The following is an 18,443-nucleotide window of genomic DNA, read 5'->3' on the forward strand; positions in this document are numbered from 1 at the left end:
ACGCGCTCACACAATTACAAACGCAGTCAGAATCCATCTTTGGCAAACCTGGCTAAACCAGACGGTGCTTTATCAGACGGACATTTTAACTTAGCCAAAAGGCGGACATTTAAAACCAGCCTAAACATTGATTATCTAAGAAACCCAGGATGTCCGGCTTTAGTCCGTCTCGTCATTCCGTAAAATCTGCCAGTTCTGCATCCTTTCATTCCGGCAGCTTTCACCACTTCACTGACTATCTCAGCCTTTAAACTGTGCCAGCCAGATGGTATGTCCGGCACATGTCGGGTCTTCGGCAACCATCTTCACTTCCCTGAAACCATGTTCATCAAACAGCGCCCGGTATTCTTCCGGAGCCAGACTTGCGTGATACAGATCTTCCCCTTCAAATGTGCCAATCGCCTCGCCGTTGCCGGGACCGCTGGTGAACATCAATGCTGCATCAGGCTTTGCGTGTTTCTCAAAAATGGCGAACATGGCGCGCTGATCATCGCGCGTCAGATGGAAAAAACTGTCCCAGGCAATCAGCCCGTCGAACTTCTCGTTCAGCGATAGCAAACGCATGTCGGCAACTTGCCAGTGTTGTTCCGGGAAACGTTCGCGGCAAATCGAAATCATCGGTTCTGAAGCATCGACGCCGGTCACTGAGAAATGACGTTCTATAAAATACCCGGCGATGGGTTTTCCTGCTCCGCAACCGATGTCCAGAATACAGCCTTCTGACGGGATCAGAGCCAGAAAACGGTCCAGCCACGCCTTTTCATATCCCTGATCTTTACGCAATTTATCCCAGATATCAGCATGTCGCTGATACAGTGAAATGATGTTTTTCGCCGAAATATCGTCCATTTTCTCTCCGTTCTGACCGTCATTTGATCGCGCTACGTGAATTCTGAGTGTCTCACGCGACCTCAGCGCCTGTCAGCGAAAGATTTGGATTTGTTCCCAATTCATCACTTTTTTATCATATTTATCAATGTGTTTATTGATTTTATCGGCATGCTTCGTATGATGTGGCGGACAGGAGTTTAACGTAGCGCTGAGAGATAACATCTGATGAAAGACATCACTTTTTACGGTCGTTTCGAGGCCGATATTCTGGCCGGGCGCAAAACGATCACGCTCCGTGAAGCCAGCGATGCGGATTTTGTGACGGGCGATCGTGTTCGCGTAAGTCGTTATGAAGACAACGTTTTCTTCTGCAATATCGAGATTCTCGACGTTACGCCGGTACAGTTTGACGAGCTGAATAACGCCCATGCCGTGCAGGAAAATATGACATTACCTGAGCTGAAACAGGTGATCAGCGAGATTTACCCGGGTCTGAAATCACTGTTTATGATCGCGTTTCGTCTGGTCTGACAGTTTTGTTTGACAGGAAAACGCACCGGAATCTTGCCCGGTGCGCCCTTTTCTCCTTAACCCTGCCAGCGGGATCCGCGGATCACCGAACAGAAATTGCCTCTGATGAAATCGGGTTCTTTGTCGGCGATGACATCCGCTTTTACGTTGCCAAATGTGGTTTGCGGTCTGTTTTTGATGCCATCATAAAATGCCTGAATGATGTCTTCTTTAAATGCCGGTGTCCGCGGATGCGCATCCACAACCGCATTTCGAACATCGTCTTCGTATCCCTGATAATTAATCCCAAGAACGTCCATTTCCACACCCGCTGTCACCAGCGCTATGACCGGATCCATAAATTCAGGGATCCCCGGCGTGGTGTGCAAGGCAATTGCGGTCCAGACTTTATCAATATCCTGCGTACTGACACCGTGTTGCTGCATAAATTTGCGGGCCGCGTTTGCGCCGTCCACTTCAAAGCGTTTATCGCAGCTACAATTTTCGTGGGTCAGCCCCATGTCGTGGAACATACAGCCGATATACAACAATTCGTGATCGACTTTAAGCTGACGTTGCTGACCGGCAAGCGCCGCCCAGTAATACACGCGACTGGAATGATGGAACAGTAAATCGGTTTCTGTATCGCGCACCAGTTCGGTGGCTTCGCGCGCCATTTTGCTGTCGGGAATGCGGATGCCCTGAATGTTCAGACTCATAATATTTCTCCGGTTGGGTTGAATGAGTCCAGAATAAGCTTCACTATAAATGTCATCAATCGTCTCAATGTGACGATTAAGGACATAACCGCATTCTGCGACAGGAAATTCTCTCATGCCCAAACACATCATTATCCTGGCCGTGCCCGGCGTTCAGTTGCTGGATGTTTCCGGCCCGCTGGACGTTTTTGCCGAGGCAAATCAACAACGCGGGCGTGAGGTGTATAAACTCAGTGTGATGGCCGTGGCCGATCCGGTCATTGTTTCGTCTTCCGGCGCCCGGCTTCTGGCCGATCTGACCCTCGACGCCCCGCTACCTGACACACTGGATACCTTCCTGATTGCCGGTGCGCCGGTACTCGACAACTACCTTTCAGACGAAAAGCTGCATGAAAATATTTGCCGGTGGAGCCATCACGCACAGCGTTTCGGTTCGGTTTGTAGCGGCGCGATGCTGCTTGCGGCGGCTGGATTAATCAACGGGCGTCGCGTTACCACACACTGGACTGTCGCGGAACGGCTTCATCAGGAATATCCGCAGGTGAGCGTAGAAGCTGACGCTATTTTTATTGCCGATGGCGAACTTCGCACCGCGGCTGGCGTAACGTCCGGGCTGGATTTGGCATTGAATATGGTGGAGGAAGATCTCGGGCGCGAAACAGCTCTCGTCGTTGCCGCGCAGCTGGTGATGTTTTTCAAACGTCCCGGCGGCCAGTTACAATTTAGCCGCCATGGGCAGGCCTCGTTAAGCGGACGTTCTGCTTTGCAGGACGTTCAGCGCTGGGTGCTGAATTCTCTGGATCAGCCGCATAATGTGCAAAGTCTTGCCACACATATGGGGATCAGCGCCCGACACATTACCCGTTTATTTAATCAGGAACTGAATCAGTCACCGGCCGAATGGCTTGAACAGCAGCGTGTATTTTACGCGCGTCAGCTGCTGGAAGCTGGCGAGCTGGCGGTAAAACAAATCGCAGCGGAATGCGGATTTTCCAGCGTCGATATCCTGCGGCGGGCGTTTGTCAGACAACTTTCAGTGACACCGTCACAATATCAAAAGTATCACAGCTCATGATATTTTTTACTTATAATTCAGTAGGTTTCAGGCATCTTCCGCTACCTGAGCACGACGAAAACAGTCGGGATGATGCGTATTGATCAGGCCCGTCGCTTCCATCCAGGCATAGACAATCGTCGGGCCGACGAAGGTAAATCCCCTTTTCTTCAGATCCTTCGAAATCCGTTCTGACAGCGCATCTTTCGTGGGAACCGGGCCAGTGTGCTGAATGGCTTTACCGTCAATTTGCGCCCAAATCCACTCACCAAATTCTTCACCTGATGCCTGCATGGCCAGATATGCACGGGCATTTTTAATCACTGCGGTGATCTTGATGCGCGAACGAATAATGGTGGCGTCGTTCACCAATCTTTCGATATCTTCTTCAGTAAATTCAGCCACTTTTTGCGGGTCAAAATGGTAAAATGCCTGCCGCAAAGCATCGCGTTTTTTCAGTACGATCCGCCATGATAAGCCCGCCTGGAAACCATCCAGCATCAGCTTTTCCCATAAGGCCCGGCTGTCGCGAACCGGTTTTCCCCATTCGCGATCGTGGTAATCGCGCATCATCGGGTCGTTATCACCCCAGGGGCAACGCGGTAAATCATCAGGAAATTCAGAGTTCATGGCAGGCCTTCTGGCGATGTGATGAATAAGCTTACGATAAAGCCGGGCAGGTTTAAACCGCCCCTTTTCACCTGCCAAACAGCATTCAATCCGGTTATTGTTTAAAAAACCGAAGGTCAGGTGTGCACGGTTTTGAATTATGTCATAAACTGTATGTTGTAACTAATTGGAGGGTTTATGGCAGATTATGATCTAATTGCCCGGATGAACGGCTGTTTTAACGAACTGGAACTGGCTTTGCACGACCTGGGGAATTTCCTGAATCAGCTGGAGTTATTGCAGGCCAGAGTATTTGCCTTGCCGGAGATTGCCAAGGGCGAAGAACATAATCCTGCGGACAAAATTCAGGTGACCCCTTTTACCGGTGAAACCGCGCAGCAGCTGGCGTTACAGCATTTTCAGCGTCTGTTTATCCATCATAATAACGAGAATGTGAGCAGTAAATCCGCCGTCCGTCTGCCCGGCGTGTTGTGTTATGCGGTGGACGAAGCCGAGCATCAGTCCGCCCTGTTGCTGATTGAAGAAGTGAATAAATTAAAAGCCGAGCTGGAGAATATTGTCACCGTTGAATCAGGTCTCGCCCGCGAACAGCGCTTTGAATTTGTTCATACTCATCTACGCGGGCTGATTACGCTGAACGCTTACCGCTCGGTCAATTTTCTGAATGATCCGGATTCCGTGCGGTTTGGCTGGGCGAACAAACACATCATCAAAAACGTCACGCGCGATGAAGTGCTGGCTCAGCTGGAAAAGAGCCTGAATGCAGGCCGCGCTGTTTCGCCGTACACACGCGAGCAGTGGATGGAAAATATTAACCGTGAGATGAACGACGTTAAGCGCCTGCCAGAGCATGCGGCGTTGAAATTTAAACGTCCGGTGAAAGTCCAGCCGATTGCGCGCGTGTGGTACCGCAACAGCCAGAAGCAGGTGCAGCATCCCTGCCCGCTGCCGCTGATTGCGCTGTGTCTGCGCACGCCGGTCATGCAGGTGCCAAAACTCGGCGAATTGCAGGATTACGATGCGTCGTCGGTAACACACAAATATAAGCCGAAATCACAGCCGCTCAGCCTGTTGATCAAACGTCTTCATTTATATACCGACTATCCGTTATAAAGCGCTGTTACTGAACGCGGCGCGCACAAAAAAGGTCCGGAAATCCGGACCTCAATTTGCTTTCTAACATTTAACCGGAAACGATCAGCGCTTCATGCTGCCCACCATGTCTTCCGGACGCACCCACTCATCAAACTGCTCTTCCGTCAGATAGCCGAGTTTCAGGGCTGAGCCTTTCAGCGTCAGGCCTTCGTGGTGCGCTTTTTTGGCAATTTCTGCCGCTTTGTCGTAACCGATATGCGTATTCAACGCGGTCACCAGCATCAGCGACTCGTTCAGCAACTGCGAAATACGGTCACGGTTTGGCTCGATGCCCACTGCGCAATGCTCGTTAAAGCCACGCAGCCCGTCAGCCAGAAGACGAACGGATTGCAGGAAATTGTGGATCACCAGCGGGCGGAACACGTTCAGCTCGAAGTTACCGGAAGCGCCGCCGATATTCACCGCCACATCATTACCCAACACCTGCGCGCACAGCATGGTCATTGCTTCGCACTGCGTCGGATTCACTTTACCCGGCATAATGGAACTGCCCGGTTCGTTTTCAGGGATGGAAATCTCGCCGATGCCGCAACGCGGGCCGGATGACAACCAGCGCACATCGTTGGCAATTTTCATCAGCGACGCGGCCAGACCTTTCAGCGCGCCATGGCCGTGAACCAGCGCATCGCAGGTGGCCAGCGCCTCAAATTTATTCGGTGACGTCACAAACGGTTGACCGGTCAGTTCGGCAAGCGCTTTCGCCACGCGAACGGCATATTCCGGATGCGTATTCAGGCCGGTACCGACCGCAGTGCCGCCCAGCGCCAGTTCGGCGATATGCGGAATGCTGTTTTCGATATGCTTAAGGTTATGTTCCAGCATCGCCACCCAGCCGGAAATCTCCTGGCCCAGCGTGAGCGGCGTAGCATCCTGAAGGTGTGTACGGCCAATTTTGACGATATCGCGAAATGCTTCGGCCTTAGCCTGAAGAGTTTTGTGCAACACGTTCAGCTCAGGGATCAGCTTTTCGCGCAGCTCAGTCACCGCCGCCACATGCATTGCGGTCGGGAAGACATCGTTCGAGCTTTGGCTTTTATTCACGTCATCGTTCGGATGAACTTTGCGCCCTTCGCCGCGCTCGCCGCCGAGGATTTCACTCGCCCGGTTGGCCAGCACTTCGTTCATGTTCATGTTGGTCTGGGTGCCGGAACCGGTCTGCCAGATTGAAAGCGGGAATTCTGTGGTGTGTTTGTCGGCCAGCACTTCGTCTGCTGCCGCAATGATAGCGTTACCCCGTTCGGCGGGTAACAAACCCAGATCGATATTCACACTGGCCGCTGCACGTTTCGTTTGTGCCAGCGCGTGGATCAGAGCCACCGGCATTTTTTCCGAGGAAATACGAAAGTGTTCAAGCGAACGTTGTGTCTGTGCGCCCCAAAGCTTATCTGCCGGAACATCGATAGGCCCCATTGAGTCTTTTTCAATGCGAGTCGCTGCCATTACAGTCTCCTTAGCTTTTTTGCCCGAATGATGAATTCGATTGATAATTGTGGTTTTTTGCAGGTTTTTGAGTGCCGGATGCGGTCCCACGCATTCACGAAGCTATGGGTCGAGTATAGTGTCATATAAGGCAGACGTATAATTCGAATCGATCCTGATTCCGAGTTTTCGCCCTAACCGCACTTTTTGAGGCATCTTAGTTGTAAAGCCCGCTTTGTCATTGTTTACTATGCCCAGAACTTTTCTATTCAGGATGAAGCAATGCAAAAGATGCATAACGGTGTACAAAATTACGCCTGGGGCAGTAAAGACGCACTGACTAAACTCTATGGGATCACCGACCCGCAAGGCCGTCCGATGGCAGAACTGTGGATGGGTGCTCACCCGAAAAGCAGTTCTCAGGTTGTGAATGCCGAAGGCCTGACCCTTTCCCTGCGTGATCAAATCAGCGCTGACCTTGATGGCCAGCTGGGTAAAAAAGTCGCCAAACGTTTCGGCGAATTGCCTTTCCTGTTTAAAGTCCTGTGTGCCGACCAGCCGCTTTCCATTCAGGTTCACCCGAGCAAAGGTGCCGCCGAGATTGGTTTTGCGAAAGAAAATGCTGCGGGCATTCCTCTGGACGCCGCAGAACGTAACTATAAAGATCCGAACCATAAACCTGAGCTGGTTTACGCCCTGACGCCTTTCCAGGCGATGAACGGTTTCCGTGAACTGCGTGACATCGTTTCCCTGCTGCAACCCGTAGCCGGTGCGCATCAGCTGATTGCCAGCTTCCTGAATTATCCCGATGTCGACCATCTGCGTGCCCTTTTTGCCGGCCTGCTGAGTCTGGAAGGTGAAGACAAATCCCGTGCGCTGGACGTGCTGAAATCTGTGCTCCGTGAACAACATGGCGAACCGTGGGATACCGTGCGCAGTATTTCTGAATTCTATCCGGACGATTCCGGTCTGTTCTCCCCGCTGCTGCTCAACGTGATCACTTTGCAACCGGGCGAAGGCATGTTCCTGTACGCCGAAACGCCGCACGCCTATCTTAAAGGCGTGTCTCTGGAAGTCATGGCGAACTCAGACAACGTGCTGCGCGCCGGTCTGACCCCGAAATACATCGATATCCCTGAGTTGCTGGCCAACCTGAAATTTAACGCCAAGCCTGCCGGTGAATTGCTCACCACGCCGGTACAAAAAGGCGCGGAACTCAACTTCCCTATTCCTGTCGAAGATTTTGCCTTCTCGGTTCATGAGATTGCCGCGGAACCACAAACGCTGGAACAGGACAGCGCAGCAATCGTCTTCTGTATCGAAGGCCAGAGTGTGCTGTCCAGACAGGGTGAAACGCTGACGCTGCTGCCGGGCGAATCCTGTTACCTGGCCGCCAGCGAATCACCGGTGACCGTGAGCGGTAACGGTCGCATTGCGCGGGTCTTCAATACCCTGAGCAAGTAAGGTGAGATGAAACGAAGATGAAACAAATTGGGGCTGCGTGCCCCAATTTGATGATTTTTCTGTTGATTCAGCTACACTCAGGAGACTAAGAACGCCGTAAGGCGTTTTTTATTTTCGGGATATTTCATAAGGATAAACAGAGATATGAAGAAGTCGATAGTCGCTGTAAGCGTCATTGTAGTCCTTGGCGCGGCCTGGACAGGCGTCTCGTGGTATACGGGTAAACTTATCGAACAACATCTGGATGAGCAGGTTGCTGCGGCTAACAGCCAGTTGCAAAGCGCTTATCCAAAAGCAGGTCTGAAAGTCAGCTATCAGGATTACCATCGCGGGCTGTTCAGCAGCAACTTGCGTCTTGTTTTGCAACCCGATGCCGCGGCTGCCGCGGCCGGTACCAGCGTGCTGAAAACCGGTGATGAAATTGCCTTTATCGAAACCATCGATCATGGCCCGTTCCCTGCCGCTCAGCTGAAGAAATTCAATCTGATCCCAAGCATGGCATCCGTGCATTCAGAACTGCAAAACACCCCGACGCTGAAAGGTCTGTTTGACGTCACCAAAGGCAAATCGCTGATCACCGCGGACACGCGTTTGTCTTACAGCGGCGCCAGCGCTTCAGCGATTGATATCATTCCGGTGACTTACCAGAAAGACGAAAGTCAGCTGCAATTCTCCGGCGGTACAATCGATGTTGATGTTGATAAAGACCTGACTGCGATGAAACTGAAAGCCAGCACAGACAGCGTGGCGCTTACCTCTAAAAATCAGTGGGGCCAGCTTGAGAAAGTCACGCTGGCCGGTTTCAGCATGGACAGCGATACCCATCAGGGTAAATTCCAGGTAGGCGTGGGCGATCAGAATCTGACCGTGAAGCAAATTCTGGTGAACGTTGACGGTAAAGACGCAGGTTCTCTGGATAACTTCAAGCTGGTGAGCAAATTCGCTGAAAACGGCAATAACATCACCGGTCAGCAGGATTACACCATCGACGCTCTGAAAGTGCAGGGTCAGGATTTCGGTTCAGCAAAACTGTCCCTCAGACTGGATAAGCTGGATGGTGCGGCGCTGAAACAGTTTGCAGATAACTACAATCAGCAGTCGCGTGATTTGCTGATGAAACAGGGTGAACTGGATCCTGCGGCTTATCAGCAACAGGCAGCTGATTTACTGCTGGCGAACCTGCCATTACTGCTCAAGGGTAATCCGAGCATCAACATCGCTCCGCTGAGCTGGAAAAACAGCAAAGGCGAGAGCAGCTTTACCCTGCAACTGGATCTGAAAGACCCGGCTGCCACACCGGCACAAACGCAGGATCAAATGCTGTCGCAGCTGGTGAATAAAGTGGATGCCAAACTGACGATTCCTCTGCCAATGGCGACTCAGGTGACCACTCAGGTCGCGCAGCTCGAAGGCTATAACGCTGACGATGCCGCAAAACTGGCTCAGCAACAGGTTCAGGGTCTGGCCGCGATGGGTCAGATGTTCAAACTGACTACCGTGAAAGATGACACCATCACCAGCAGCTTCCATTACGCTGACAATCAGGTTGACCTGAATGGACAGAAAATGACGTTGCAGGAATTCGCCGGTCTGTTCGGTATTCTGGGCGGGCCAGCAGCGCCAGCTCCAACGCCTGAACAGGAAGCGCCTGCTGCTCCTGCACAGTAGTCATCACAGATTGCCTTAACGGTTTTCTTGGCGGCTCTTGTCCTCACCGGGCGGGAGCCGTTTTTTGTGGCATTAGCACAACCACCTGCCGAATATTTTGAAATCGTTTTAGACCTTCCACGCCAGCCAATATCACCACAAAGAGTGATATCATTCACACTATCAATTAGTTCTCGCAAGGATCTTCTGACGTGTCTGACCCCGCTGACCTCCTCCGGCTGAACGATGTTTCGTTCACCCTCAATAATATTCCGCTCCTTGAGCCCGTTTCATTAACCCTGAATCCCGGTGAATTTACCCTGCTGACCGGCCCTTCCGGCAGCGGAAAAAGCACGCTGCTGAAAATCATCGCATCATTACAAAACCCGACCGGCGGCAACCTGTATTTTAAAGGCGAAGACATCCGCCGGATTAAGCCTGAAACCTATCGTCAGCGTGTTTCATACTGCTTCCAGACGCCGTCGCTGTTTGGCGAAACAGTCTACGACAACCTGGCGCTGCCTTACCAGATCCGCAATAAAAAGGTCGATGAAACACAGCTGCGCGCCTGGCTGACCAAAGTAAACCTGGCAGAGGATATGCTGACGAAACGGGTTCAGGAGTTATCCGGCGGTGAGAAACAGCGCGTCGCCCTGCTGCGTAATTTGCAGTTTATGCCCGATGTGCTGCTGCTCGATGAAATCACCAGTGCGCTGGACGAGGAAAATAAGGTCAATATTAATGACATTATTGCCAGCCTGGTCGCCGAAAAACAGCTGGCCGTGTTGTGGGTCAGCCATGACCTGAACGAAATTCGTCACGCCAAACACGTCATTACCCTGACCCGCCACACGCAAGGAAGTCCGGCTCATGAATCAGCATAATATTACCGATCAGTCACTGGCTCTGGCGTTGATTCTGGTAGTCGTCGCCCTGCTGGTCAGCAAGAAAGAAAAACTCGGGCTGGAAAAAGACATCATCTGGAGCGTGGCGCGCGCCATTGTTCAGCTGGTGGTGGTCGGCTATGTCCTGAAATATATTTTTGATATCAATAACAGCTTGTTAACCGTGCTCATGGTGCTTTTTATCTGCGTCAATGCGGCGCTGAATGCGAAGAAACGCAGCAAGAATATCGATAACGGTTTTGTCATTTCGTTTATCGCCATAACAGTCGGCACGGCGCTGACGTTAACGATTCTGATCCTCAGCGGATCAATTGAATTCCTGCCAATGCAGGTGATCCCCATTTCAGGGATGATTGCAGGGAATGCGATGGTGGCAGTCGGTTTGTGCTACAGCAACCTGAATCAGCGCTTTATCGACAATCAGCAGAAAATCCTCGAAATGCTGAGCCTCGGCGCGCCGACAAAAATGGCCTCCGGAAAGATTATCCGTGACAGCATTCGTGCGGCGATGATCCCGACAATTGATGCCGCAAAAACCGTGGGGATCGTGAGTCTGCCGGGCATGATGTCTGGCCTGATTTTTGCGGGGATCGACCCGGTGAAAGCGATTAAATATCAGATTATGGTGACATTTATGCTGCTGGCGACCGCCAGTTTATCGACAATTATTGCCGGTTATCTGGCGTATCAGCGCTTCTACAATGACCGCGCGCAGTTGCGCTCATTGAAATCTTCATAGCTGTCAAAGCGCCTGTCCGCGGATCCGCGGCGGGCGCACGTGACTTGCGGCTACAGATCCGACAGCACCTGACGAAGATTAATTTCTCCCGACGCTTCATCATCCAGATCCAGAACCCTTTCCAGTTCGTTCAGATGTTCCTGCATCAGCTGCACGGCCAGTGCATTATCTCCCCTTTCCAGCGCCTCAATAATCGCCTGATGCTCATCGCACTGGCACGAAGATACGTCGGCGCGCTGATACAACGCCACAATCAGGGAACTGCGCACCATCAGGTTCGCGAGGATTTCACTCAGCACGCTATTGCCCGAGATTTCCACAAGGATCAGATGAAACTCGCTCAGCTCACGCACAATCACGCGACGATCTTCGGATTTCGCCGCTTCCCGCTCGCCGTCCAGATGCGTCTGAATACGCTGGCGATGCTGACGGATACAGTCCGGGTTAATCCCTTCCACTATCGCGCGTTCAATCGCACGGCGGGCAATGAACACTTCACGGGCCTCTTTCGCCGTCGGCTGTGACACCATCGCCCCGCGGTTAGGTTCAATGGTGACGATGCGCTGCATAGACAGGCGCTGTAGCGCAACCTGCACATGATTACGGTTAGCGCTGAGAGCCTCAACCAGCTGCGACTCTACCAGGCGGGTGCCGGGACGCAGACGTTGCTGTGCGATAGCCTTCGATAAAACGTCGACAATGCGCTGAACTTCCAGCTGCTTGGCGGTTGTAATTTGATTACTCATGGAATGCTAAATAGCCTCTTTATGGCAGTTTTCGTGCAAACTATCACCGGCCGTAAACTTTCGTCATTAGCAAATGAAGTCTGGCCGTGAATAATGCACAAGTCCGCAACAAAACGGCACGTATTATTCATCATAATTATCATTCCCGCACGCATTCCCTAAATTCTTACATGATCAATACGAATCCGGATTCAGGCTGACGAATCAGCGCAGGCTCCCCGCGATGACAGGGAGTGCGGGTCTTTGAAATAAATCTGTTGCTGGATGTGATGAAACGAGGGGAATTACGGCATGGATCCTGTCTCTGGTTGCGCAATTTGCCCGAACATAAATTTTACCGGCAATTCCGCAACCTGATGAATAAGCGCCAGCAACGGTTCGCAGGGATGTGCATTATCGAGGCCGCGCAGGGTTCGTAAAAAGGTCAGCGCGGTTTCGGGCGTCGGGAATTTATCCTGCTGGGTGAAATACAAATAAAGCGCCAGCACCGCCACCGAACGGCTGCGCCCGCCACGACAGTGAACCAGCACATTTGCCGCACGGTGTGGCGGATAACTGCGTTTACCGGGGCTGGCCTGTCCGAGTAAACCATCCAGCGCCAGCACGCCCGCAAGCAGGTGATTTACCGTATTGCCCGCCCCGTCAATCAGCCCGATTTGAGTTCGCCGCAGCCAGGTGCCATCCGGCAGCGCCAGATCACCGAGCTGGAGATTAACGGCCATATTGAGCGCCGAAGTAATGTTGTGCTGGTGTAACAGATAAGCATCCTGTGCCGCCGGGCCATTTCCGAGGTATAACCAGCGGTGGCTTTGTCCGGTAACCGGAACGAGTTTAATGAGTAGCGGTCGGCTGTCTTCTTCTTGTTCAGCGTGTTTACGCGTTTGCCGGGGATCAGTCATTATCATCTTCCTGATATCAGTGAGTTCCGAAACGGTAACACATTCGAAAGCCGCAAACTTTTGCCTGTTTAGCACTTTACCGACTTCCTTAATTCATACCCTCCACGGCAGCACACCTTCCGGCAAACGTCGGGCAAACACCGACGCCAGTAACATCAGCATCAGCACCACACCAATCATCAGGCAACCTGTAGCCGCCGCGAGCGTCGAAGAGCCGCCCTCGTCGAGAAACACAATCATCGGGCCAAGCGTCTGAGTGCCGGACGTCACCAGCAGAACCGACACCTGAATTTCATTAAGCGCCGTCAGGACCACCAGAATCGTCCCTGCCATTGCTGAAGGTGCCGCCAGCGGCATCAGGATATCGCGCATCCGCCGCAGGAAACCGGCACCAAAGATTTGTGCGGCCTCATCCAGAGAACGTTCAATCTGCGCAAAGCCCGCCATCGTGGGCCGCAGAACCAGCGCCATAAAGTTGGAAAGATAGGCCGCGAGAATAATCCACACCGTGCCATACAGGCTGACGTGGATCAGCGGCAGGGGTTTAAGGAAAAACAGAATGGCGGCAATGCCCGTGACAATCCCCGGTAACGCATAAGCCAGCTCCGTGGATAACTGTAAAACGCGCACCAGCCGCGTGCGCTGCCAGCTGAGAAAATAAGCCAGAAACAGCGAGGCGACGGTCAGGATCACCGCCGTAAGCAGCGTCAGCCCCAGACTGGTGAAAAAGGCCTGGCGGATAGCCGGATACCCGAACAGCGCATTGGCATAATTAGTCAGCGTCAGGCTGCTAAACGTCAGCGCCTGCCCGAATCCCTGCGTCAGTGATGTTGTCAGAAGCGCGGAAAGCGGCAATAACAGGGTCAGGATCATCCAGAGCCAGACGATAATCTCTACCAGTAAACGCCAGCGCCCGAGTGACTGATGTAAAGATCGTGGCGTACCGGTCACGCGCACATCCTGACGCCCGCCCAGCCACCGGCTGATCATCAGACCGCCCAGCGTAATCGTGGCAATCAGCAAAGACAGCACCGCCATATCCGCCAGCGCCGATGCACCAAGGGTATTGAGTTGCTGATAAACCAGCGTGATCAATGTGGGAACGCGCCCCGGAATGCCCAGCATCGCCTGAATACCGAAATTACCCGCCGCCGTAACAAACGACAGCGCCGCACCGGCAAAAATCGCCGGACGTACCAGTGGCAAAATGATCGTAAACAGAACCCGCCACGGTTGCGCCCCGCCTGCCCGCGCAGCTTCAACCAGATCGGCGGGCAAACGACGCAGCCCCGCGCGCACCATCAGAAAAACCAGCGGCGCATTGTGCAAACCCAGTAAAAGAAGGATGCCGCTCATCGAATATAACGGCGAAGGGGAACCCGGCGGCAGGCTCAGTCCGAAGAACTGCAAGACCGGGCTGGACGGCGAAAGCGCCTGAACCCACGCCAGCGCCGTCACCTGCGGCGGGATCATCAGCGGCAGGATGAACGTGAAAACCCATGCCTGCTTGCCGCGTAAATTGGTTAACGCGATAAGCAGCGCCGCCACGGTGCCGAGCAACATCGCCAGCAACGTGGAGACAACGGCAATCGTCAGCGTATTCAGCGTGGCGGTCAGCACCCGTCGTGTTCCCAGCAGATGGCTCAACCGCGAGAAATCCGGGATACCCTGCGGTGCCACCGCCGCCCACACCAGTCGCGCCAGCGGTGCTACAGACAAAATGCCAATCAGCAGCGTCAGCCCCCAGAGAACCGCCTTTTCGCTGCCCGGCCAGTAACGCCTGTGCGCAGCCACTGTGCGGCGCTGAATTTCACTCATCACGCTCATCTGCCTTTCCCTTCAGCCATCAGCCGCCGAAGATTTCTGTGAATTTCGCACGTACCTGCTTATCGTCAGCCACGGCTTTGTCAGAATCGAGCGTCAGCAGTTTGATGGAACCCACCGGCGCAAACCCTTCCGGTGCAGGAACGGTTGCATCAATCGGACGGTTACCCTGTTTTGCCACCAGTTGCTGTCCCTGCGGCGAGAGCATGAAATTCACAAACGCTTTGGCTGCCGGCACGTTATGCGCCCCGGCGAGGATGGCTACCGGCTCTGTCACAAATGACGCGCCTTCTTTCGGATACACCAGATCAATCGGTGAGCCTTGTTTCTTCGCACGAATAATATCGGCATCCGTGATCACACCGTATTTCGCCATGCCGCTGGCAACGGCTTTCAGCGCCGGGCCATTTCCACCTTCCGGCGTAATCCCGTTTGCCGCCAGTTTCTGATAAAACGCCCAGCCAATATCCGGCGTGTTAATGGCCGTGTGCAGGTGATAAAGCGCAGCCCCGGAATACAACGGGCTTGGCACCGCCACCTGGCCTTTATTCTGTGCGTCGGTCAGCGCCATCCAGCTGCCGACCGGTTTGGCATTTTTCGTGTTGTAAGCAATGACCGTGGCGATGATTTTTGTGCCGAACCAGGTTTTATCTTTATCGTAAAAATCCGGGCTGATATTACTGACCGGCGCATCAGGATACGCCATCAGCTTGCCGTCTTTTTTCAGGGCACCCAGATTGATGGAATCTGCCACCAGCAGCACATCGGCTTTCACATCTCCGGCCATCATTTCCGTCTGCAACACATTCATCAGCTGCGTGGTGCCGTTACGCGTCCATTCCACCTGAACGTCGGGATATGCCGCTTTAAAGGCATCGACTGTCTGTTGTGCGATTTCCGGTGCCTGAGAAGTATAAATCACCAGTTTGCCCGACGCCGTTTCTGCCGCATTGGCAGAAGTGAACAGCACGGTAGCCAGTGACAGCGTGCAAAAACTCAATCTGATGGTATTAGAAATGTGCATAGCCCTGTCCTTTTGAGAATCAATAGTTTTAAGAATGAGTGAATGGAGAAGGGATCATTGAGGAAGTACCCAGCCGTCTGTGATGATAAAAGTGACGTTGTCACCCGGCTGAACCTCATTTTTAGAATGAATGGATAATCGGAGTTCCGGCGCGGCATATGGCGTGATGTCTGTCTGGCAGTAGCCGCCGCGATAAATCTGCCGGGAAACCCGTGCGGCAATCCCCGCTTCGCCCGGTTCGGCAAAACGTAAATCCGCCGCGTGAACACATGCCTGCGCTTTTGCCACGGAAGGCTGTGAAACCGCCGTACGTAACCTGACCTGGGTGCCGAAAATCGCTACCCGCGCATGACCGTTGCCGTCCGGCTGAACATCCGTCACCGGAATGACGCGCCCCTCATCGATAAACGTGGCGACCATTTCATTGGCCGGTTCCCGGTACAAAATCTGTGGCGTGGCAAACTGCATCACGCGCCCTTCGTTCATGACCACCACGCGGTCCGCCAGCGACATCGCCTCCTGCTGGTCATGAGTGATATACAGCAGCGTCGCGCCGGTGTGCTGATGAAAACGGCTGAACTCTTCTTCCATCGCCGCCCGCAGGTGTACATCCAGGTTTGCCAGCGGTTCATCGAGCAGCACTACGCCCGGGCGTGTAACCAGACAACGTGCCAGCGCAACACGCTGCCGCTGACCTCCCGATAAATCCGATGGCCGCCGTGTCGCAAATTCGCGTAACCCGACCAGCGTCAGCGCCTCTTGTGTGCGTACGCGCCGTTCATTGCGGTCCATTCCCACGACTTTCAGGCTGTACGCCACGTTTTCTTCCACCGACATATGCGGCCACAACGCGTAATTCTGAAACACAATTCCCAGCTCACGTTTCTCCGGCTGCACATGCACATCTGGCGATGAAAACAGACGGTCGCCAACGGTGATCGTGCCGCTGTTGACCGGCTCGAACCCCGCCACGGTACGCAGGAGTGTAGTTTTTCCGCAACCCGACGGACCCAGCACGGCCACAAATTCCCCCGGCCGGATATGCAGGGAGACATCGTTAAGCACCGGTTGTGTGGCGAAGGATTTACTCAGGTGGGAAATCTGGATGGCAGACATGCGTCGGTGTTTTCCTCAAAGCGGCGATGGCCTGTTCAATGAGAAAACAAATTACTGCGGTTTTGTGACTGTTTTATGAACGGGTTGCGAAGGTTTGGTTTGTCCTATGTTTCAGTGATTTATTTTTTGCGAGGCATCGCGGAGGAAAAGATCGCCCTTCTGAATTCCCTGTAATTACCCGACAGGATGCGCGGGTGCGATGGCACAACGCGTCGGGTGCGGGAAAGTATGTGAACCCCGTTCCCGTTTAAAAATAATCATAAATGATTACTTCCACTTTGCACAAAACGTAATCATACTCCACCGCAAGGAACGCCATTGTGTACGACGTGACGGTATTACCCGCTGCCATGAAGGAGCTTCGCAAGTTGCCTCCCACGCTGAGTGCCAGCATTGCTGATGCTTTGAAGGAGCTGGAGATCTACGGTGCCGCGTTACAGGATCCGCAGGTCCGGTATGTCGGAAATGGAATACGGGAAGTCCGGGTAACCAGTCTGGAGGGCCTGGGCAGAGCGTTTTATTTTTTTATGCAGGGTCGCCGCATTTATGTCGTGCATATCCTGCATAAGAAAACGGCTAAAACGCCGCTTCAGGATTTAGAACTGGCATTACAACGTATGAAAAATATTAAAAAGGATGAATATGAAAGATTACGATGAAAACAAACTCATTCCCCTCAGCGCAGTTATGGAGGAGATGATGCAGGATCCTGAATTCGCCGCAGCATATGAGGCCATTCAGGTACACAAAAAAATGGTCGCCGAACTCAAGGCAGCGCGACTGGCGGAATCCCTGACGCAGGAGGATATCGCGCGGCGCACCGGCATGAAAAAACAAAATATCAGCCGGTTTGAAAACGGTGCCGCATCCCCGACGCTTAATACCGTCAGTCGTTACGCGGTCGCGCTTGGCGGCACTTTTGAATTCAAAAAACTGCACGGCTAGCCTTCAGCGGGTCCGGACAAAAGTCTGTCAGTTAACCGCCTGATTTTGCGCCCCGTACGCCGCGATAAATTCCCCCGCTATCGCCACTGCGATTTCAGCGGGGAGTTTACCCCGCACATCCGGCAGGCCGACCGGGCAACGCATTCTCATCAGTTGCTCGCCGGAAATCCCCTTGCCGGATAAACGATAATCAAAGCGTTTACGCTTCGTCTCAGAACCAATCAGTCCGAAGTAGCGGAAATCACCGCGTTTCAGAATCTTTTCGCTGAGGGCAAAATCCAGCTGATGATCGTGGGTCAAAACCATGAAGTAACTGCCCGCGGGCATTTGCGCCACGGTGCCTTCCGGCTCGTCATCCACCACACAGGTAATCTGCGGGTCAACGTGAACAGGAAATTCACTGGCACGCGCATCCACCCAGGTTATCCGGCACGGTAACGTACTGAGTATGTTCACCAGCGCGCGGCCGACGTGTCCGGCGCCATACACCACCACATGCGGCTGAGGTTGCCCGAGGGGTTCCAGCAAAACGGACGCCATCCCCCCGCAGCATTGACCGAGCCGTGCGCCTAACGAGAAACGCTCTAACCGGCTGGTTTTCGCGCCCTGTTGCAGCATTTCACGGGCAATGGCAGTGACCTGAAACTCCAGATTTCCGCCGCCCAGGGTATAAAACTGGTCACCGGCGGTGATCAGCATTTTACTGCCCGCATCACGCGGCGTTGAACCTTGCTGATCGACCAGCGTCGCCACCACGCAAGGCTCGCCGCGCTGCCGTAGGTCATGTAAACGGGTTATCCAGTCATCGGTACGCAT

General features: G+C 53.2%; 20 protein-coding genes. 10 read left to right on the forward strand and 10 right to left on the reverse strand.

The genetic code is table 11. The features are described 5' to 3' along the window. A partial coding sequence (locus J1782_RS16855; RefSeq protein ID WP_217153555.1) for a hypothetical protein occupies nt 1-183 on the forward strand: 183 nt, incomplete at its 5' end. Between the two features lie 57 nt (nt 184-240). Here the strand turns inward: J1782_RS16855 and J1782_RS16860 are convergent. Beyond that, nucleotides 241-849, reverse strand: coding sequence for a class I SAM-dependent methyltransferase (locus tag J1782_RS16860; protein ID WP_217153556.1), 609 nt, complete (start codon nt 847-849; stop codon nt 241-243). Between the two features lie 204 nt (nt 850-1,053). Here J1782_RS16860 and yqfB point away from each other — a divergent pair, with 204 nt between their 5' ends. After that, nucleotides 1,054-1,362 (forward strand): N(4)-acetylcytidine aminohydrolase, encoded by a 309-nt coding sequence (yqfB, locus tag J1782_RS16865; protein ID WP_217153606.1) that lies wholly within the window; start codon nt 1,054-1,056, stop codon nt 1,360-1,362. Nucleotides 1,363-1,418: 56 nt separating this feature from the next. Here yqfB and J1782_RS16870 read toward each other — a convergent pair whose 3' ends face one another. After that, nucleotides 1,419-2,060: an HD domain-containing protein gene (locus tag J1782_RS16870; RefSeq protein WP_152326240.1), complete on the reverse strand. Its 642-nt coding sequence runs from the start codon at nt 2,058-2,060 to the stop codon at nt 1,419-1,421. A 115-nt stretch (nt 2,061-2,175) separates the two neighbouring features. Here J1782_RS16870 and J1782_RS16875 point away from each other — a divergent pair, with 115 nt between their 5' ends. Next, complete coding sequence (locus J1782_RS16875; RefSeq protein WP_217153557.1) at nt 2,176-3,135, forward strand: GlxA family transcriptional regulator; 960 nt, start codon at nt 2,176-2,178, stop codon at nt 3,133-3,135. 27 nt (nt 3,136-3,162) lie between these two features. On the opposite strand, the gene J1782_RS16880 is transcribed toward J1782_RS16875, so the two are convergent. Continuing rightward, nucleotides 3,163-3,744, reverse strand: a complete 582-nt coding sequence (locus J1782_RS16880; protein WP_165057559.1) for a DNA-3-methyladenine glycosylase I — start codon at nt 3,742-3,744, stop codon at nt 3,163-3,165. A gap of 177 nt (nt 3,745-3,921) precedes the next feature. On the opposite strand from J1782_RS16880, the gene tus reads away from it, so the two are divergent. Further along, nucleotides 3,922-4,857 carry a DNA replication terminus site-binding protein gene (gene tus / locus J1782_RS16885; RefSeq protein ID WP_217153558.1) on the forward strand — a complete coding sequence of 312 codons (936 nt, stop codon included), beginning with the start codon at nt 3,922-3,924 and terminating at the stop codon, nt 4,855-4,857. A gap of 84 nt (nt 4,858-4,941) precedes the next feature. On the opposite strand, the gene fumC is transcribed toward tus, so the two are convergent. Continuing rightward, complete coding sequence (gene fumC / locus J1782_RS16890) at nt 4,942-6,339, reverse strand: class II fumarate hydratase (protein WP_165057555.1); 1,398 nt, start codon at nt 6,337-6,339, stop codon at nt 4,942-4,944. Between the two features lie 261 nt (nt 6,340-6,600). Here fumC and manA point away from each other — a divergent pair, with 261 nt between their 5' ends. The 4 genes from manA (at nt 6,601) to fetB (ending at nt 11,073) form a co-directional block, all read left to right on the forward strand. After that, on the forward strand, nt 6,601-7,782 hold the full coding sequence (gene manA / locus J1782_RS16895) for a mannose-6-phosphate isomerase (protein ID WP_165057553.1): 1,182 nt from the start codon (nt 6,601-6,603) through the stop codon (nt 7,780-7,782). Nucleotides 7,783-7,926: 144 nt separating this feature from the next. Further along, the gene (locus J1782_RS16900) at nt 7,927-9,450 is read left to right on the forward strand and encodes a YdgA family protein (RefSeq protein WP_152326234.1); all 1,524 of its coding nucleotides are present in this window, start codon (nt 7,927-7,929) and stop codon (nt 9,448-9,450) included. A gap of 191 nt (nt 9,451-9,641) precedes the next feature. After that, nucleotides 9,642-10,313 carry an iron ABC transporter ATP-binding protein FetA gene (gene fetA, locus J1782_RS16905; protein ID WP_217153559.1) on the forward strand — a complete coding sequence of 224 codons (672 nt, stop codon included), beginning with the start codon at nt 9,642-9,644 and terminating at the stop codon, nt 10,311-10,313. After that, on the forward strand, nt 10,300-11,073 hold the full coding sequence (gene fetB, locus J1782_RS16910; RefSeq protein ID WP_152326232.1) for an iron export ABC transporter permease subunit FetB: 774 nt from the start codon (nt 10,300-10,302) through the stop codon (nt 11,071-11,073). The genes fetA and fetB overlap by 14 nt, the downstream gene beginning before the upstream one ends. A 50-nt stretch (nt 11,074-11,123) precedes the next feature. Here fetB and J1782_RS16915 read toward each other — a convergent pair whose 3' ends face one another. From J1782_RS16915 to J1782_RS16935, 5 genes are all read right to left on the reverse strand, one after another. Then, the gene (locus J1782_RS16915) at nt 11,124-11,819 is read right to left on the reverse strand and encodes a GntR family transcriptional regulator (RefSeq protein WP_217153560.1); all 696 of its coding nucleotides are present in this window, start codon (nt 11,817-11,819) and stop codon (nt 11,124-11,126) included. Between the two features lie 284 nt (nt 11,820-12,103). Beyond that, entirely contained in the window at nt 12,104-12,718 is a 615-nt protein-coding gene (locus J1782_RS16920; RefSeq protein ID WP_254303104.1) for a dual specificity protein phosphatase, read from the reverse strand. Between the two features lie 93 nt (nt 12,719-12,811). Then, nucleotides 12,812-14,545, reverse strand: coding sequence for an iron ABC transporter permease (locus J1782_RS16925; RefSeq protein ID WP_217153562.1), 1,734 nt, complete (start codon nt 14,543-14,545; stop codon nt 12,812-12,814). Between the two features lie 19 nt (nt 14,546-14,564). Next, nucleotides 14,565-15,566, reverse strand: coding sequence for an ABC transporter substrate-binding protein (locus tag J1782_RS16930; protein WP_193333127.1), 1,002 nt, complete (start codon nt 15,564-15,566; stop codon nt 14,565-14,567). A 54-nt stretch (nt 15,567-15,620) separates the two neighbouring features. Continuing rightward, nucleotides 15,621-16,682, reverse strand: coding sequence for an ABC transporter ATP-binding protein (locus J1782_RS16935; protein WP_217153563.1), 1,062 nt, complete (start codon nt 16,680-16,682; stop codon nt 15,621-15,623). 320 nt (nt 16,683-17,002) lie between these two features. Here J1782_RS16935 and J1782_RS16940 point away from each other — a divergent pair, with 320 nt between their 5' ends. After that, a complete protein-coding gene (locus J1782_RS16940) occupies nt 17,003-17,341 on the forward strand; it encodes a type II toxin-antitoxin system RelE/ParE family toxin (protein WP_255562213.1) in 339 nt (112 codons plus the stop codon). Then, complete coding sequence (locus tag J1782_RS16945) at nt 17,325-17,627, forward strand: helix-turn-helix transcriptional regulator (RefSeq protein ID WP_152326227.1); 303 nt, start codon at nt 17,325-17,327, stop codon at nt 17,625-17,627. The genes J1782_RS16940 and J1782_RS16945 overlap by 17 nt, the downstream gene beginning before the upstream one ends. Nucleotides 17,628-17,654: 27 nt before the next feature. Here J1782_RS16945 and xdhC read toward each other — a convergent pair whose 3' ends face one another. Continuing rightward, nucleotides 17,655-18,443: a xanthine dehydrogenase accessory protein XdhC gene (xdhC, locus tag J1782_RS16950; RefSeq protein ID WP_208951144.1), complete on the reverse strand. Its 789-nt coding sequence runs from the start codon at nt 18,441-18,443 to the stop codon at nt 17,655-17,657.

Source organism: Rahnella sp. BCC 1045, from assembly GCF_019049615.1.
GTDB lineage: Bacteria > Pseudomonadota > Gammaproteobacteria > Enterobacterales > Enterobacteriaceae > Rahnella > Rahnella contaminans.

Coding starts and splice junctions, on each gene's coding strand:
- fetB (WP_152326232.1), top strand. CDS start 10,300: ATGAATCAGCATAATATTACCGATCAGTCACTGGCTCTGGCGTTGATT.
- J1782_RS16915 (WP_217153560.1), bottom strand. CDS start 11,819: ATGAGTAATCAAATTACAACCGCCAAGCAGCTGGAAGTTCAGCGCATT.
- tus (WP_217153558.1), top strand. CDS start 3,922: ATGGCAGATTATGATCTAATTGCCCGGATGAACGGCTGTTTTAACGAA.
- manA (WP_165057553.1), top strand. CDS start 6,601: ATGCAAAAGATGCATAACGGTGTACAAAATTACGCCTGGGGCAGTAAA.
- xdhC (WP_208951144.1), bottom strand. CDS start 18,443: ATGCGTACCGATGACTGGATAACCCGTTTACATGACCTACGGCAGCGC.
- J1782_RS16930 (WP_193333127.1), bottom strand. CDS start 15,566: ATGCACATTTCTAATACCATCAGATTGAGTTTTTGCACGCTGTCACTG.
- J1782_RS16880 (WP_165057559.1), bottom strand. CDS start 3,744: ATGAACTCTGAATTTCCTGATGATTTACCGCGTTGCCCCTGGGGTGAT.
- J1782_RS16860 (WP_217153556.1), bottom strand. CDS start 849: ATGGACGATATTTCGGCGAAAAACATCATTTCACTGTATCAGCGACAT.
- J1782_RS16925 (WP_217153562.1), bottom strand. CDS start 14,545: ATGAGCGTGATGAGTGAAATTCAGCGCCGCACAGTGGCTGCGCACAGG.
- J1782_RS16870 (WP_152326240.1), bottom strand. CDS start 2,060: ATGAGTCTGAACATTCAGGGCATCCGCATTCCCGACAGCAAAATGGCG.
- J1782_RS16900 (WP_152326234.1), top strand. CDS start 7,927: ATGAAGAAGTCGATAGTCGCTGTAAGCGTCATTGTAGTCCTTGGCGCG.
- J1782_RS16935 (WP_217153563.1), bottom strand. CDS start 16,682: ATGTCTGCCATCCAGATTTCCCACCTGAGTAAATCCTTCGCCACACAA.
- J1782_RS16875 (WP_217153557.1), top strand. CDS start 2,176: ATGCCCAAACACATCATTATCCTGGCCGTGCCCGGCGTTCAGTTGCTG.
- fumC (WP_165057555.1), bottom strand. CDS start 6,339: ATGGCAGCGACTCGCATTGAAAAAGACTCAATGGGGCCTATCGATGTT.
- J1782_RS16920 (WP_254303104.1), bottom strand. CDS start 12,718: ATGACTGATCCCCGGCAAACGCGTAAACACGCTGAACAAGAAGAAGAC.
- J1782_RS16945 (WP_152326227.1), top strand. CDS start 17,325: ATGAAAGATTACGATGAAAACAAACTCATTCCCCTCAGCGCAGTTATG.